Source organism: Streptomyces sp. NPDC018000 (genome assembly GCF_044328025.1).
Classification (GTDB): Bacteria; Actinomycetota; Actinomycetes; order Streptomycetales; family Streptomycetaceae; genus Streptomyces.
In genome coordinates, this window is record NZ_JBIRGM010000013.1 from 1 (window position 1) to 14488 (window position 14488).

The following is a 14488-nucleotide window of genomic DNA, read 5'->3' on the forward strand; positions in this document are numbered from 1 at the left end:
GCCGTCGCCATGGAGAGCGCCACCGCCCCCGCGACAAGGATGATCGGAATCTGCCGGGACACCGCACCGGTCACTTTCTCGACCTTCATACCCGCAACCACCAGACCCACGACCTTGTGCCCGTGATCGAAGATGGGAGCGGTCGCCTGCACCTCGTGGCCGAGCGGGTCCTTGACGCTCTCGACGTACACATGGCCGGCCAGCGCCGGCCCGATGGTGGCGACGACCTTCTTGCCGATCAGCTCCGGCCGGGGATGTGTGTAGCGGATCCCGTGTGTATCCGTCACCACGATGAAGTCGACGCCGACCGCCTTCCGCCCGGCCTCGGTGAGCGGCTGGAGCACCTTGGAAGGATCAGGGGTCTTCAGCGCGGCCAGGACACCAGGTGCGTGCGCGAACGTCTGCGCGACGGCGACCGATCGGTGTCTGGCCTCCGCGTTGCTGTCGCGCTGGGACTGCAGTACGAGCGCCAGCACCGCGGCCGTCACGAGCAGCACCACCACAGCCACCTGCAAGGCGAAGACCTGCCCTGCAAGGCTCTGGGGGTATTTGCCCGTGAGTGACCGAACCGGTGCGTTCCGGAATCGGCCGAAACGTGTCGCCACATTGCCCTTTGTAACACCGTATGCACGAAGATGCGTTCGGCGAGGCCGGCAGTGCCCCTTCGGACGGGAACACGCGCCCGGGCAGCTCGGACAAGTACCGCCGGTCTGCGGACTCAGAGCCTGTCGGGTGACCTTCGTCCGCCCCGGTCAGAGGCCACCCGGCAGACTCTCAGGCCTCACCGCCGGTCTGCGGGACCTCGCAGGCACCGTCGGCGTCGCACACCGCGGCGTCCCCGCCGATCGCGGTCAGCGGCCGGTCCTTCCACGCCTGTTCGAGCGCCTGGGCGAAGACCTCGGCGGGCTGGCCGCCGGAGATCCCGTACCGCCGGTCGAAGACGAAGAACGGCACCGCGTTGGCCCCCAGCTCGGACGCCTCGCGCTCATCGGCCCGCACCTCGGCGGCGTACGCCTCCGCGTCGGCGAGGACGGCGCGCGCCTCGCCGGCGTCGAGCCCGGCCTCGACGGCCAGCTCGATCAGCACGTCAGCGTCGAAGACGGACCGCTCCTCGGCGAAGTTCGCCCGGTAGGCGAGGCCCAGCAGCTCGTCCTGGCGGCCGCGGGCCTTGGCCAGGTGGAGCAGCCGGTGGATGTCGAAGGTGTTGCCGTGGTCGCGGCCCTCGGTGAGGTAGCCGAGCCCCTCGGCCTGCGCGTTGGCCGCGACGTTCGCCTCCATGGCCTGCGCCTCTTCGCGGGTGCGCCCGTACTTCCGCGCCAGCATGTCGATCACCTGCACGGTGTCATCCTTGGCATGCGTGGGGTCGAGCTCGAAGGACCGGTGTACGACCTCGACCTCGTCGCGGTGGGCGAACCCCGCCAGGCCCTTCTCGAAGCGGGCCTTGCCTATGTAGCACCAGGGGCAGGCGATGTCGCTCCAGATCTCGACGCGCATGTCTCTCCTTCTCTCCGTGTACTCGTACGAACGGCTCGGGCAACACGGAGGCACCCTCCGCTGCCGTGCACAACACGGGAACGGACGCCCTCATTCCCCGGCCAAGGCAGCGTGGCAGGCCTCTATTGCCTCTGGGCCGGTGGTCGCACGAGGCCGGCCAGTCCGTCGATCAGGGGGCCTGGTTCGAGGGACGGGTCGAGCGCTCGCTGGAGCAGGTATCCGTCGATGGCTGCGGTGATGGTGACGGCGGCTGCTGTGGGCTCGGCTGCGCCGAGCTCGGTGAGCTATTCGAGCAGCAGAAAATGCACCGCTCCGACGCCTTCCCCGGCCTCACCGCCGAAGCCGTTCTGCGCAACCCGCCGTACGGTGCCCGCGACTGGGGCCACGAGGAGCTGGCGTACGCCCCCGCCGGCCGTACGGACCTGAGCAGCACACATGTTCCGTGGATAATCCATCGATTTTCGGCCGCTTCGGTGCGGCGATGGAACGTGATGGCTGTCCGGAGCTGGTGGCAGCCATGACTCCCGGGCGAGTGGCCCGCAGTGCCGCCATGGGGCCCGCCTACTGCTCCCCCGGGGCCTGTTCGCCGAACAGTTGGGCGGGGATGACGGCCGGGCCGGTCAGCTCGACCACCACGGTCGGATACCAGGCATAACAGGCCAACAGCACCGGCTGCCGGCGGGAATTTTTGGCGCACGATGTGCCATCGCGCGGTGCGGCGTACCACTAGATTGTTTGCGGCACCACGAGACCGACCATGACCTGCCCTCTTTCGTTCACCGACTGGAAAATTGGCAGCCAGTCACCATGCATGGAATTCCTGGTGAACACCGAGTCCAGGCAGGCCGTGATCCGCACCACCGCGGCCGGCAGGGCTGACAACGCCGGACGGCCGCGGCGTTCGCAGTACTTCCTGATCCGATCCGGTTGTCCGGGGACACCCCCCAATGCGGCCGGCCGAGAGTATGAGGCACGTTCTGTGAAGGTTCGTACGAGGCGGTCGAGCACCCTGATCGCCGGTGGATTGGCAGTGGTGTTGCTGACGGGTTGCGGCTCCCAGCACCAGATCTGGCCCTTCGGGTCCAAGGAGCAGATGGTCGTCGGGATGTCCGACGGCATCCTCGCGACGGATCCGGCCGCGGGGTACGACCCGGGGTCCTGGCTGCTGTTCAACAACGTCTTCCAGTCCCTGTTGAGCTTCCCGCCCGGGAGTTCCACCCCTGTGCCGGAGGCCGCCGAGGAGTGCCATTTCTCGGACGGCAGCAAGACCTACACCTGCACCCTGCGCGACGGGTTGAAGTTCAGCAACGGCAACAGCCTCACATCGGCGGACGTCAAATACTCCTTCGACCGGGCGATCGGAATCAACGACCCGGCGGGCCCGGCGCCGCTCCTCTCCACCATCTCGTCGATCAGCACCCCGAGCGAGAAGACCGTCGTCTTCCACCTCAAGGTGCCCGATGCGATATTTCCCAGCAAGATCGCATCGGGTGCCGGTTCCATCGTGGACCGTCATGTCTATCCCAAGAACAGGCTGCTCAAGGGTGGCAAGACGGTTGGTTCCGGCCCCTACCAGCTGGACTCCATCGACAAGTCGAAGGCGGTCTTCTCGGTCTACTCCGGCTATCACGGAACCGCTGAGGTGAAGAACTCCGGCGTGACACTGAAACTCTTCCAGGGCGACCAGCAGGCCCTCAAGTCCTCCCTGGAGAAGGGTGAGGTCGACATCGCATACCGTGGCCTCACCGCCAAGGCGATAGCCGCCCTGGACACCTCGCCCACCGCGGGGAAGGACGGCATCGACGTAGTCCAGGGGAGCAGCGCCGAGGTCCAGCACATGGTCTTCAATATGGCCGATCCCGTGGTCGGCAAGCTCGCCGTGCGCAAGGCCATCGCATATCTGGTCGACCGCAACTCCCTGTTGAGCGAGGTCTACCAGTCCACGGCGACGCCGCTCTACTCGGTCGTCCCGGTCGGCATCACCGGCCACGGCACCTCCTTCTTCGACATGTACGGCGACGGCGCGCAGCCGCGAAAGGCGAGGAATGTCCTGAGGGACGCCGGTATCACCAGCAAGGTGCGACTCACTCTCTGGTCCACCCCGAGTCGTTACGGACCCGCTACCGACGACGAACTGCGGGCCATCGCCGATCAGCTGAACAAGAGCGGACTCTTCGACGCCAGGATGAAAACCGTCCCGTTCGACCAGTACGAGAAGGACATCGCCGACGGCAAGTACGGCGTCTATGTCAAGGGCTGGGTGCCGGACTATCCCGACCCCGACAATTTCACCCAGCCTTTCTTCGGCAAGGGCAACGTCCTGTCGAACAATTACGAGAACAGTGAGATAACCGAACGGATCATCCCGCAGACCTCGTCCATGACCGACCGCGCGAACACCCGGCAGAATTTCATCAAGTTGCAGGACATCGTGGCGCGCGAGCTGCCGCTCCTGCCGCTCTGGCAGGGCACACAGTACGCAGTCGCCCGCGAGAACGTCCGGGGCCTGCAGAAATGCCTGGACACATCGACTGTCTTCCGGTTCTGGGAACTCACCACCGCGTATTAGCCCGCACGTTTCACTTGCGGCGGTGCCCGAGGCAATCACCAGCAGGGGGGCCGCCCGACGCCCGCTCGCATCGCGGAGACCTCTGCCCAGACCGTCTTGCCCGACGGCGGGTACGGATGTACGCCCCAGTCCGCCGCAAGGGCATCGACGATGACCAGCCCCCGGCCTCCTTCAACGGCTTCCCGGGACGCGGAGGGGAGGCGTTCGCCGCACGGATCCGTGACCTCGATCCGCAGCCGTCCGCTCGGGAGGAGGGCGAGCCCGAGGCGAAATCCCCGCCCGTCCAGCCGCCCATGCATGACCGCGTTCGCCGCCAGTTCGGCGACGACGAGCGCGACCGCGTCGGTGCGCTCGCCGTCGCGCGGCCAGCCCCATGCCACCAACTGCTCCACGGCGAGCAGCCGGGCCAGGCGGGCTCCACGGCGGGTCGCACTGAACAGTTGGGTGAACTGTTGTGCGGGGGTCGGCTGTTGGGGAGTTTCGATCTGTACGGATTCACTCGTCACGCCACTCAGCGTGGCCAAGTGACCGTACGCTGACCAGCAACGACAGCGGTACGTAGCGTGCGCGTACCGGTACGCACGGCGACCGGTACCGGTTGTCCGCCGTGACGTGACGGCGCACGCGGTCGGCCCATGGAACGAAAGCGGGCAGCAATGGAGCTGGACGGTGCGATCGGTGGCGACGACGACTCGGAGGAGGCCGCAGACCTGTTCCGCGTGATCGGCCGCCAGGTCCGGCTGTTGCGGGAGCGAGCCTGCCTCACCCAGCGGGAGTTGGGCGACCGGCTTGGGTACAGCGAGGACCTGATCCGGTCGCTGGAACGGGGGCGCAGGACACCGCAGCCGGAATTCCTGGACGCGGCGGACGACCTGCTGGAGGCGGGCGGACTGCTGCGGGCGGCGAAGGAGGACGTGGCACGGGCGAAGGCACGGGCGCGGGTGAGGCATCCGGCGTGGTTCCGGAATTATGCGAAGTTGGAGGCGGACGCGGTCGAGATCAACTTCTTCAGCACGCTGACCTTCCCTGGACTTCTGCAAACGGAGGCCTACGCGAGGACGACTTTTATGTCGCGTCAGCCCCCGCTCGACGAAGCCACGATCGAGCAGCGCGTCACTGCCCGGCTCGCGCGTCAAGAAGTTTTTACCGCGTGGCCATCTCCCATGGTCAGCGCAGTTATTGACGAGTCCGTGCTCCGCAGGTCCGTGGGCGGAGGCGACGTACGCCAAGGGCAACTGAAGCACTTGCAGCACCTCGCGCGGCTGCGGAGCACCACAATCCAGGTACTTCCGATGGACTGCGAAGACCACACCGCGCTGGAGGGCCCATTCATCCTGCTCACTCCCAAAGGACGACAGCAACTCGCCTACGTTGAGGTTCAGAGCGTGAACAGACTGATCACCGACGCGGAGGAGGTACGTACCCTGGCCGCACGATACGGAAGTGTTCGCGGCCAGGCCCTCAGCCCCCACGAGTCCCTGGCGATGATTGAGAAGTTGCTGGGAGAGCGATGAACACGGAACGCAACGTGGCCCCTGGGCTCAACTGGTCCAAGAGCAGCTACAGCGCCGGCGACGGCGGCGAGTGTGTGGAGATCGCTGCCACCGAACACGCGATCCTCGTCCGCGACTCGAAGGACACCTCCCGCCCCCACCTGACACTCGGCCCCACCGGCTGGACGCACTTCGTGCGGTACGCGGCCGGGGCCTGAGCCAAACCACCAGACGCCCGCAAACGAACACCCTCGCCCTCCGGACCGGAGAGCGAGGGTGACGGTGCAGGCGCCCGAGCGTTCAGCTGCCGTCGCGCAGGTCGGCAACTCCCGTCGTGCGGAAGACGATCCGGTCGAAGGCCGCCTCGCAGCCCTCGCCCGTCGGTGACTGGACCAGGAAGCCGACCGACGCCTCGGCCGCCTGCTCCGGCTCGCCGAGGGCGAAGACGCGGACGAAGGTCCACTTCTCGCCGTCGGCCGAGGCGTGGAAGGCGAACGCGTTGCCCGTGCGGCTGAGGCGGAGCCAGCAGCTGTCGCCGTCCACGACGAAGGAGTTGACGTCGTCGGAGTGGCCGCGGGTGACGACCGTGCAGATGGTGGGACGGTCCGGGGAGAGTTCCAGGCAGATCTTGGCCCACTCCCGTTCCGAGACGTGGAGATAGAGCACCCCGGCATCGAAGGCCGCGGCGAAGCCGACCTTCACCCGGGCGATCAGCTGGAAGTCGCCCCGGGGGGCGGGGCCGAGGAGGCGGGGTGCGTCGCTCACGGAGTCGAGGTCGTCGCCGCCCGGCGGTACGAACCGGTCCTGGCGGGCGCCCGCCCGGCCGGTCAATGCGCCGTCCTCGTACGTCCAGTCGCCCTCGGGGCCGAACGGGTGCAGTTCAAAGGGGAGTTCGGGAAGGCGCTGGCTCATGCGCGGCGGCCGTCCACTCGGCGGGGCAGGTTCAGGGGGTTGTCCTCGCGGAGCTCCGGCGGGAGCAGGGCCTCGGGGGTCGTCTGGTAGGTGATGGGGCGCAGCCAGCGTTCGATCGCGGTGGCGCCGACCGAGGTGGAGGTGGAGGTGGTGGCCGGGTAGGGGCCGCCGTGGTGCTGGGCGGGGGCGACGGCGACGCCGGTCGGCCAGCCGTTGACGAGGACCCGGCCGGCCAGCGGGGTGAGGGCCGCGAGGAGTCCGGGGGCGTCGGCGTCGGCGCCGTCCGTGGCGGTCTGGAGGGTGGCGGTGAGGTTGCCGGGGAGCCGGGAGAGGACGGCGGTGATCTCGTCCTCGCAGGCGTAGCGGGCGACGACGGTGACGGGGCCGAAGCACTCCTCCAGGAGCGCGTCGTGCGGGCCCTCGGTGGTGAGGAGGTGTGCCGGTACGGTCAGGAAGCCGGCCGCGACGGTGTGGTCGCCGCCCGCGCCGGGGGTGACCGGGGCCTCCACGTCGGGGAGTTCGGCCCGTGTCCGTACGCCTGCGAGGAAGGCGTCGCGCATCCGGTGGTCGAGCAGGACCCCGGCTTCGGTGTCGCTGACCGTCTCGGTCAGGGACTTCAGCAGCCGGTCGCCGGTCTCACCGGCCGGGACCAGGACGAAGCCGGGCTTGGTGCAGAACTGGCCCGCGCCCATGGTCATCGAGCCCCCGAGCCCGGCGCCGATCTGCTCGCCGCGCTCGGCGGCGGCCGCCTCGGTGACGACGACGGGGTTGAGGGAGCCCAGCTCGCCGTGGAAGGGGATGGGGGCGGGGCGGGCCGCCGCCGCGTCGAACAGGGCGCGGCCGCCGCGTACCGAGCCGGTGAAGCCTGCGGCGGCGACGAGCGGGTGCTTGATCAGCTCGATGCCCGCCTCGAAGCCGTGGACCAGGATCAGTACGTCCTCGGGCAGTCCGACCTGGGCCGCCGCCCGGCGCAGTACGGAGGCGCACAGTTCGGAGGTGGCCGGGTGGTCGGGGTGCGCCTTGACGACGACCGGGCAGCCGGCGGCCAGTGCGCTCGCGGTGTCGCCGCCGGGGACGGAGAAGGCGAGCGGGAAGTTGCTGGCCGCGTACACGGCGACGACCCCGAGCGGGATCTTGTAGCGGCGCAGGTCGGGCCAGGGCGGGGTCCTGGTGGCGTCCTCGTGGTCGATGTGGATGTCGAGGAAGGCGCCCTCGTCGACGACCTCCGCGAAGGCCCGCAACTGGCCTGCGGTGCGGGCGAGTTCGCCGGTGAGGCGGGCCGGGCCGAGTGCGGTCTCCGCGTCGGCGGCCTCGATGACGTGCTGCCCGGCCTCGGTCAGCAGATCGGCCGCGGTACGCAGGAAGGCGGCGCGCACGGTGCGGTCGGCGAGCGAGTCGCGCACCGCGTGGGCGGCCCGGACCGCACGGTCGACTTCCTGCGCTGTAGCCTCCACCGCAACCTGCTCACGCGGGTTCCCGGTGCGGGGGTCGACGCTCCAGACTGGTGCTGCTGCCACCGTGATTCCTTCCGCTCCACTGCCACACATCAGACATTGTTCGGTATTCTGAACAGAGTTCCTCATCGTGAATATAAAGCGACTCTATTTCCGGACCTTCAGTGTTGGCAAGAAGTCGCAGGATTCGTCAGTGGGCTGGAAGGGGCGTAGGGCGATGGCTGCTGCCGAGCCTGGTGGAGCACAGGTCAAGTCCGCGGTGCGGACGGTGGAACTGCTCGAATACTTCGCCGGGCGGCCCGGCATGCACTCCCTCGCGGCGGTGCAGGAGGCCGTCGGCTATCCCAAGTCGAGCCTCTACATGCTGCTGCGCACCCTCGTGGAGCTGGGCTGGGTGGAGACCGACGCGACAGGCACGCGGTACGGGATCGGTGTACGGGCCCTGCTGGTCGGCACCTCGTACATCGACGGCGACGAGGTCGTCGCGGCCGCCTGCCCGACCCTGGACCGGCTCTGTGACGACACGACGGAGACCATCCACCTGGCCCGCCTCGACGGGACGAACGTGGTGTACCTGGCCACCCGGCAGTCCCAGCACCATCTGCGCCCCTTCACCCGCGTCGGCCGCCGGCTGCCCGCCCACTCCACCTCGCTCGGCAAAGCGCTGCTGGCCACCCACAGCGACGAGCAGGTCCGCGAGATGCTCCCCGAGACGCTGCCCGCGCTGACCGAGCGCACCATCACCGACCGCGAGAAGCTCATCGAGGAGCTGCACCTGATCCGCGAGCAGGGGTACGCGGTGGACCGCCAGGAGAACACCCTCGGGCTGTGCTGCTTCGGCGTCGCCATCCCGTACCGCACCCCTGCCCGCGACGCCATCAGCTGCTCCGTTCCGGTCGCCCGGCTCACGCCCGCGCACGAGCAGATGGTGAAGGACGCGCTGTTCGACGCGCGGGACCGGCTGACGCTCGCCACCCGGAGGCTCTGATCATGCACATCGCCCTGCGCGAGGTTCGCGACAGCGATCTCTCATTGTTCTTCGCGTTCATGTCCGACCCGGAGTCGGTCATGACGGCCGCGTTCACGAGCGAGGACCCCACCGACCGGCACGCGTTCGACACCCACTGGCGATGGATCCTGGCCAACGACTCCATAGTGATGCGGACGGTGGTCGTGGACGGTGAGGTGGTCGGCAACACCGGAGCGTACGGGCCGCCGGACGATCGCCAGGTCACCTACTGGATCGACAGGGCGCACTGGGGCCGCGGGCTCGCGACGGCCGCACTGCGGGCGCTGCTCGACGTCGTCCCGGAACGCCCGCTGCACGCACGGGCCGCGGCGGACAACACCGGTTCGCGCCGGGTGCTGGAGAAGTGCGGGTTCGCCGTCACCGGTAAGGACCACGGCTTCTCGCACGCCCGCGGCGAGGAGACCGACGAGCTGCTGTTCACCCTGCCGGGGTGACCCGGGGCAGCGCCCCGGGCCGTCCCGGCCACCCCGGCACGGACGGACCGATCATGAGAAATCGGTGAGAAACAGCACAACCGGGAACACCGCACGGCACCCCGCTCGTCCCCCAACGGGATGAACAAAACGATCAGGCACACCTCGGTCTTCTGTCTGCTCCTGATCCTCGCCCTGCTGTTGCGGGCGACCTGGTTGCAGGCATACCAGGCAGAAGCGCTCGCAGACGACGAACACAACCGGCGGAACACCATCGCGCAGTACGCGCAGCCGCTCGGCGACATCATCGTGGCCGGAAACCCGGTCACCGGATCGAAGAAGACGGAGGACAGCGACCTCGCGTACAAGCGCACCTACACGCAGGGCGAGCTCTACGCACCCGTCACCGGCTACAGCTCGCAGGCGTACGGTGCCACTCAGCTCGAAGGGATCTACAGCCATGTGCTGGACGGCACCGACGACCGGCTGAAGAATCCGATGGACGTGCTGACGAACCAGCAGGCCTCCCCCGGCAACGTTCTGACGACGATCGACCCCGATGTGCAGAAGGCGGGGTACGAGGCGCTCGGCGACGACAAGGGCGCGGCGGTCGCGATCGACCCGGAGACCGGGCGGATCCTGAGCGTGGTCTCCACCCCGTCGTACGACCCGTCGACGATCAGCGGGACGACGGACGGCGACGCCTGGAACAAGCTGCTCGACGACAAGGACAAGCCGCTGGTCAACCGTGCGCTGCGGCAGCCGCTGGCACCGGGTTCGACGTTCAAGCTGGTGGTGGCGTCCGCGGCGCTGGAGGACGGTCTGTACAGCTCCGTCGACGAGCGCACGGACAGCCCCAACCCGTACACCCTGCCCAACACCAGCACTGTCCTGACGAACGAGAACCCCTCGGCCCCGTGCGAGAACGCCACGCTGCGCACCGCACTCCAGTACTCCTGCAACAACGTCTTCGCGAAGGTCGCCGCCGACCTCGGCCAGGACAAGCTCAGGGCGATGGCGGAGAAGTTCGGCTTCAACGAGGAGAAGCTCGATGTGCCGGTCCGGGCCTCCGAGAGCGTCTACCCGTCCGGCATGGACAAGCCGCAGACGGCCCTCACGGGCATCGGCCAGTTCGAGGTCACCGCGACGCCGCTGCAGGTCGCCATGGTCTCGGCCACCCTCGCCAACGGCGGCGAACTGGCCGCACCGCACATGGTGTCCGAGGTGACGGACTCCGAGGGCAATACCTTGAAGGACTTCGCGGACGGGGACACGAAGCGGGTCGTCTCACAGTCCACCGCCGAGCAGCTGCGCAGCGCGATGGTGACCGTCGTCGAAGAGGGAACCGGAACCAACGCCCAGATCACCGGTGCCGAGGTGGGCGGCAAGACGGGTACCGCACAGAACGGCGTGGACAACAGCAAGACCCCGTACGCCTGGTTCACCTCGTACGCGAAGGACAACTCCACCGGCAAGCAGGTCGCGGTGGCGGTGGTCGTCGAGGACTCGGGCGCGGCCCGCTCGGAGGTCGGCGGCAACAGTCTGGCGGCGCCGATCGCCCAGAAGATGATGAAGGCGGCGATCAAGGACTGAGAAGGGCAGGCGCGGAGGCCGGGACTCCGGCCCATGACCTCCGCGCCGCCCACCCCCGCCTCGTCGCGACCGTCATAACTCCTGGAGCACGCGGCGTCCCGGCCGCGCCAAAAGTGCGTCAAGCGGAATAAAGGTAAGGGAACGGCAAAGCCCGGTCGTTCGTTACTCCGTGCATGACCGCTATGACCCCCGGCTCGAACATCCCTCTCTCCGCCGCCCGCGTGGCAGTGGACGTCTCCGCACCGGTGCGGCTCGACGTTTCGGGCCTGCTGCTCACCGCAGACGGCAAGGTGCGCTCCGACGACGACTTCATCTTCTACAACCAGCCCGCCGGCCCCGGCGTGACCTATCGCTCCGGCGGCGGCACGGCGCCGGACGCGATCGTGGTGGACACCACCGCGGTCCCGTCCGGCATCGAGAAGATCGTCGTCACGGCGAGCCCTGATGCGGCGGGCCAGACCTTCCAGGGCATCGAACCCACCGCGACCGTGCGCAACGCCGACGACGGCAGTGTGCTCGCCACCTTCACCCCGCCCCAGCTGGGCACCGAGACGGCGCTCGTGGTCATCGAGGTCTATCTCCGCAACGGCGCCTGGAAGGCCCGCGCGGTCGGCCAGGGCTATGCGAACGGACTGGCCGGTATCGCCACGGACTTCGGTGTCTCGGTCGAGGAGGAGCCCGCCGCCGCGCCCGTCGCACCCACGATGCCCGCCCCCGCGCCCGTCGCACCCTCGATGCCCGCCGCCCCGGTGGACCCGCGGATCGCCGCGCCTCCGGCCCCGCCCGCCCCGCCCGCCGCCGCGCCCGCACCCGCCGCCTCCGGCAAGGTCAACCTCGACAAGGGCCGGGTCAGTCTCCAGAAGAACCAGACGGTCTCCCTGGTCAAGGGCGGCCGACCGCTGCTCTCCCAGGTCAAGATGGGCCTCGGCTGGGAGCCCGCGTTCCGCGGCAAGGACATCGACCTCGACGCATCGGTGATCGCCTACGGCCCCAACCGGAACCACCTGGACAGCTGCTACTTCGGCAAGCTCTCCATCCTCAAAGGCGCGATCAAGCACTCCGGCGACAACCTCACGGGCGAGGGCGCGGGTGACGACGAGGTGATCGTCGTCGACCTGGGCCGGATCCCGGCGGAGGCGACCGGCCTGGTCTTCACGGTCAACTCATTCACGGGCCAGAAGTTCACGGACGTGGCCAAGGCCTACTGCCGGCTGATCGACGCCACCACCGGCGAGGAGCTGGTCCGCTTCGACCTTACGGGCGCCGAGCCGCAGACCGGCGTGATGATGGCCAAGCTGATCAAGCAGTTCTCGGGCGAGTGGGAGATGACGGCCATGGGCGACTTCGTGAAGTCGCGCACCGTCCGAGGCATGGTGAAGCCCGCCGCCCAGGCGCTGTAACTCTGCAAAGGCTCCCGACACGGCTTCAGGGGCACCTGCGCATGCCAGGTGCCCCTGAAGCGAAAGAGCGTGACGGGGACGCGGACGCTGCGCGTGCTCGCCGCCTCTTTCAGAGCTTGGTCAGCTTGGAGTACGGGCTCAGGATCCTCCCCTGCCGCCCCGAGAAGTCAATGAGCACTGCGTCGTTGTCGCCCTCGACCGCAAGGACGCGACCGAGTCCGAACTGGTCGTGCGACACCCTGTCGCCCACATCGAACAATTCGACCGGTGGAGCCGCCTGGGCCGGGCGGTTGAAGGGACTGGAAGGCAGGTGGCGCCGGGATCCGGCTGACTGTTTCATCACCTTGAGTATGCGGCCTGGGAACGCCCGACGCCATGCCCGTCCACTCCTGGGGGCTCACTGACACCGGATTCGTGATCAGCGATCCCAGGGCCAGTAGGCATCCCGGCCCGCTTCCAGCAGCGGCACCATACGGAACGCCGCGTCCGAAAAACCCCCGAAAGTGTGGCGATTGCCGCCTCCTGACGGGGGTGCAGCACGGTGTCAGTGGCGGTTCGGCTGACGCTTCCACGGGCCGGTGATGGCGAGCATGATGCCCGGCGTCTGGATGTTGGCGTACAGCGTCCTGCCATCGGGCGAGAACGTGACACCGGTGAACTCGCTGTACTCAGGCTCCTGTTCGCTGCCGATGTTCAGCTCGTTGCGGGCGATCGGGTACGTGCGGCCGCTGTCGGTCGCCCCGAACAGGTGCTGGATGCCGTTGCCGTCCTCGGCGATGACCAGACCGCCGTACGGCGAGACGGTGATGTTGTCCGGGCCGTCGAAGGCTCCGTCCTTCGACGGGTCGGCGTTCACGCCGAGGAGCACCTTCAGCGTCAGCGTGCGGCGCTTCGGGTCGTAGAACCAGACCTGGCCGTCGTGCTGGGCGGGGCTCTCCCCGCGGGCGAACGAGGAGACGATGTACGCGCCGCCGTCGCCCCACCACATGCCTTCGAGCTTGCGTGCGCGGGTGACCTCGCCGTTTGCGAACTGCTTGCGCACCGAGACGGTCTTCGCGTCACGGTCGGGGACGTCGGCCCAGTCCACGCCGTACACCGTGCCGGTCTTCGTGGCGCGGGACAGGTCGTCGACGAACTTGCCGTTGCTGTCGAAGCACTTGGCGGCCTGGAGGACACCGGCGTCGTCGGCGAGCGCGCGCAGCCGGCCGCGGCCGTGCCGGAAGCCGTGCGGCGGAACCCAGCGGTAGAGCAGTCCGTTGGGGCCCGCGGCGTCCTCGGTGAGGTAGGCGTGGCCGCGCTTGGGGTCGATGACGACGGCCTCGTGGGCATACCGGCCGAGCGCCTTGATCGGGCGCGGGTCGCGGTTGGCGCGCTTGTCGTACGGGTCGACCTCGAAGACGTAGCCGTGGTCCTTGAGCAGACCGTTCTTGCCGGCCTTGTCCTCGGTCTCCTCGCAGGTGAGCCAGGTGCCCCAAGGGGTGGAGCCACCCGCGCAGTTGGTGGACGTACCGGCGATGCCGACCCACTCGGCGGTACGGCCGTCGCGGCGGGTCTCCACGACGGTGCAGCCGCCGGCCGCGACCGGGTCGTAGACGAGGCCCTCGGCCAGCGGCACCGGGTACTCCCAGTCGGCGCGGGTGCCGCTCAGCTCATGGTTGTTGACGAGCAACGTGACGCCGCGCGGGCCCTCGAAGGTGGCCGTACCGTCGTGGTTGGAGGGGGTGCACTCGCCGGACTCCAGCTTGGTGACACCACTGTGGGTGATGACCTTGTAGGAGAAACCGGCGGGCAGCGCGAGGAGGCCCTTGGGGTCATCGATCAGCGGCCCGTAACCGAGGTCGTGGCTGTGACCGTGCCCGTGGTCGTGGTCGTCGTGGCCGTGCTTCGAGTCCTCTGCGGCCAGAGCACCGGGCGCGGTCGCCAGCGCTGCGACGGTACCGGTCAGGGCGATGCCGGCACCGGTGAGGGCGGACTGTCGGGTGAATTCCCTGCGCGTGATGGGCATCACGTACTCCTGGAGCAACTGGGCGGGTTGTTGGCGCGCCCACAGTCGCGCCCCTGTGCCAACACCAGTTGAACTACGGACGACGGCGAGGGGCATCCTTCCTGTGCAGTTGCCCGGAATGGATG

The 14488-nt window shown here is 68.6% G+C and carries 14 protein-coding genes and 1 pseudogene; 8 read left to right on the forward strand and 7 right to left on the reverse strand.

Annotated features, from left to right (window positions below; all coding sequences use genetic code 11):
- Both ACH4EW_RS23405 and ACH4EW_RS23410 read right to left on the reverse strand, forming a co-directional pair.
- Window positions 1-605 (reverse strand): annotated as a pseudogene (locus ACH4EW_RS23405) (histidine kinase); the annotation flags it as partial.
- A 169-nt stretch (window positions 606-774) separates the two neighbouring features.
- Window positions 775-1494: a DsbA family oxidoreductase gene (locus tag ACH4EW_RS23410; protein WP_398259867.1), complete on the reverse strand. Its 720-nt coding sequence runs from the start codon at window positions 1492-1494 to the stop codon at window positions 775-777.
- A gap of 65 nt (window positions 1495-1559) precedes the next feature.
- Between ACH4EW_RS23410 and ACH4EW_RS23415 the strand changes: the two genes are divergently transcribed.
- Together ACH4EW_RS23415 and ACH4EW_RS23420 are read left to right on the forward strand one after the other, a co-directional pair.
- Window positions 1560-2015 carry a hypothetical protein gene (locus ACH4EW_RS23415; RefSeq protein WP_398259869.1) on the forward strand — a complete coding sequence of 152 codons (456 nt, stop codon included), beginning with the start codon at window positions 1560-1562 and terminating at the stop codon, window positions 2013-2015.
- A 458-nt stretch (window positions 2016-2473) separates the two neighbouring features.
- Window positions 2474-4063 (forward strand): ABC transporter substrate-binding protein, encoded by a 1590-nt coding sequence (locus ACH4EW_RS23420; protein WP_398259871.1) that lies wholly within the window; start codon window positions 2474-2476, stop codon window positions 4061-4063.
- Window positions 4064-4098: 35 nt separating this feature from the next.
- Here ACH4EW_RS23420 and ACH4EW_RS23425 read toward each other — a convergent pair whose 3' ends face one another.
- Window positions 4099-4569 carry an ATP-binding protein gene (locus tag ACH4EW_RS23425; RefSeq protein WP_398259873.1) on the reverse strand — a complete coding sequence of 157 codons (471 nt, stop codon included), beginning with the start codon at window positions 4567-4569 and terminating at the stop codon, window positions 4099-4101.
- A gap of 129 nt (window positions 4570-4698) precedes the next feature.
- On the opposite strand from ACH4EW_RS23425, the gene ACH4EW_RS23430 reads away from it, so the two are divergent.
- Both ACH4EW_RS23430 and ACH4EW_RS23435 read left to right on the forward strand, forming a co-directional pair.
- Complete coding sequence (locus tag ACH4EW_RS23430) at window positions 4699-5577, forward strand: helix-turn-helix domain-containing protein (protein WP_398259875.1); 879 nt, start codon at window positions 4699-4701, stop codon at window positions 5575-5577.
- Entirely contained in the window at window positions 5574-5774 is a 201-nt protein-coding gene (locus ACH4EW_RS23435) for a DUF397 domain-containing protein (RefSeq protein WP_398259877.1), read from the forward strand. The genes ACH4EW_RS23430 and ACH4EW_RS23435 overlap by 4 nt, the downstream gene beginning before the upstream one ends.
- A gap of 82 nt (window positions 5775-5856) precedes the next feature.
- On the opposite strand, the gene ACH4EW_RS23440 is transcribed toward ACH4EW_RS23435, so the two are convergent.
- Window positions 5857-6468: a DUF1349 domain-containing protein gene (locus tag ACH4EW_RS23440; RefSeq protein ID WP_398259879.1), complete on the reverse strand. Its 612-nt coding sequence runs from the start codon at window positions 6466-6468 to the stop codon at window positions 5857-5859.
- Window positions 6465-7985 (reverse strand): aldehyde dehydrogenase (NADP(+)), encoded by a 1521-nt coding sequence (locus tag ACH4EW_RS23445; RefSeq protein ID WP_398259881.1) that lies wholly within the window; start codon window positions 7983-7985, stop codon window positions 6465-6467. Before ACH4EW_RS23445 ends, ACH4EW_RS23440 begins: the two co-directional genes overlap by 4 nt.
- 154 nt (window positions 7986-8139) lie before the next feature.
- Between ACH4EW_RS23445 and ACH4EW_RS23450 the strand changes: the two genes are divergently transcribed.
- The 4 genes from ACH4EW_RS23450 to ACH4EW_RS23465 all read left to right on the forward strand — a co-directional run bounded on the left by ACH4EW_RS23450 (window position 8140) and on the right by ACH4EW_RS23465 (window position 12358).
- The gene (locus tag ACH4EW_RS23450) at window positions 8140-8910 is read left to right on the forward strand and encodes an IclR family transcriptional regulator (protein ID WP_398259882.1); all 771 of its coding nucleotides are present in this window, start codon (window positions 8140-8142) and stop codon (window positions 8908-8910) included.
- A gap of 2 nt (window positions 8911-8912) precedes the next feature.
- The gene (locus ACH4EW_RS23455) at window positions 8913-9386 is read left to right on the forward strand and encodes a GNAT family N-acetyltransferase (protein WP_398259884.1); all 474 of its coding nucleotides are present in this window, start codon (window positions 8913-8915) and stop codon (window positions 9384-9386) included.
- 120 nt (window positions 9387-9506) lie between these two features.
- On the forward strand, window positions 9507-10958 hold the full coding sequence (locus ACH4EW_RS23460) for a peptidoglycan D,D-transpeptidase FtsI family protein (protein WP_398259886.1): 1452 nt from the start codon (window positions 9507-9509) through the stop codon (window positions 10956-10958).
- Between the two features lie 173 nt (window positions 10959-11131).
- The gene (locus tag ACH4EW_RS23465) at window positions 11132-12358 is read left to right on the forward strand and encodes a TerD family protein (RefSeq protein WP_398259888.1); all 1227 of its coding nucleotides are present in this window, start codon (window positions 11132-11134) and stop codon (window positions 12356-12358) included.
- 109 nt (window positions 12359-12467) lie between these two features.
- Here the strand turns inward: ACH4EW_RS23465 and ACH4EW_RS23470 are convergent, their stop codons facing one another.
- Together ACH4EW_RS23470 and ACH4EW_RS23475 are read right to left on the reverse strand one after the other, a co-directional pair.
- Complete coding sequence (locus tag ACH4EW_RS23470; protein ID WP_037711258.1) at window positions 12468-12698, reverse strand: hypothetical protein; 231 nt, start codon at window positions 12696-12698, stop codon at window positions 12468-12470.
- Window positions 12699-12902: 204 nt separating this feature from the next.
- Complete coding sequence (locus tag ACH4EW_RS23475) at window positions 12903-14363, reverse strand: alkaline phosphatase PhoX (protein ID WP_398259891.1); 1461 nt, start codon at window positions 14361-14363, stop codon at window positions 12903-12905.
- Between the last annotated feature and the right edge of the window lie 125 nt (window positions 14364-14488).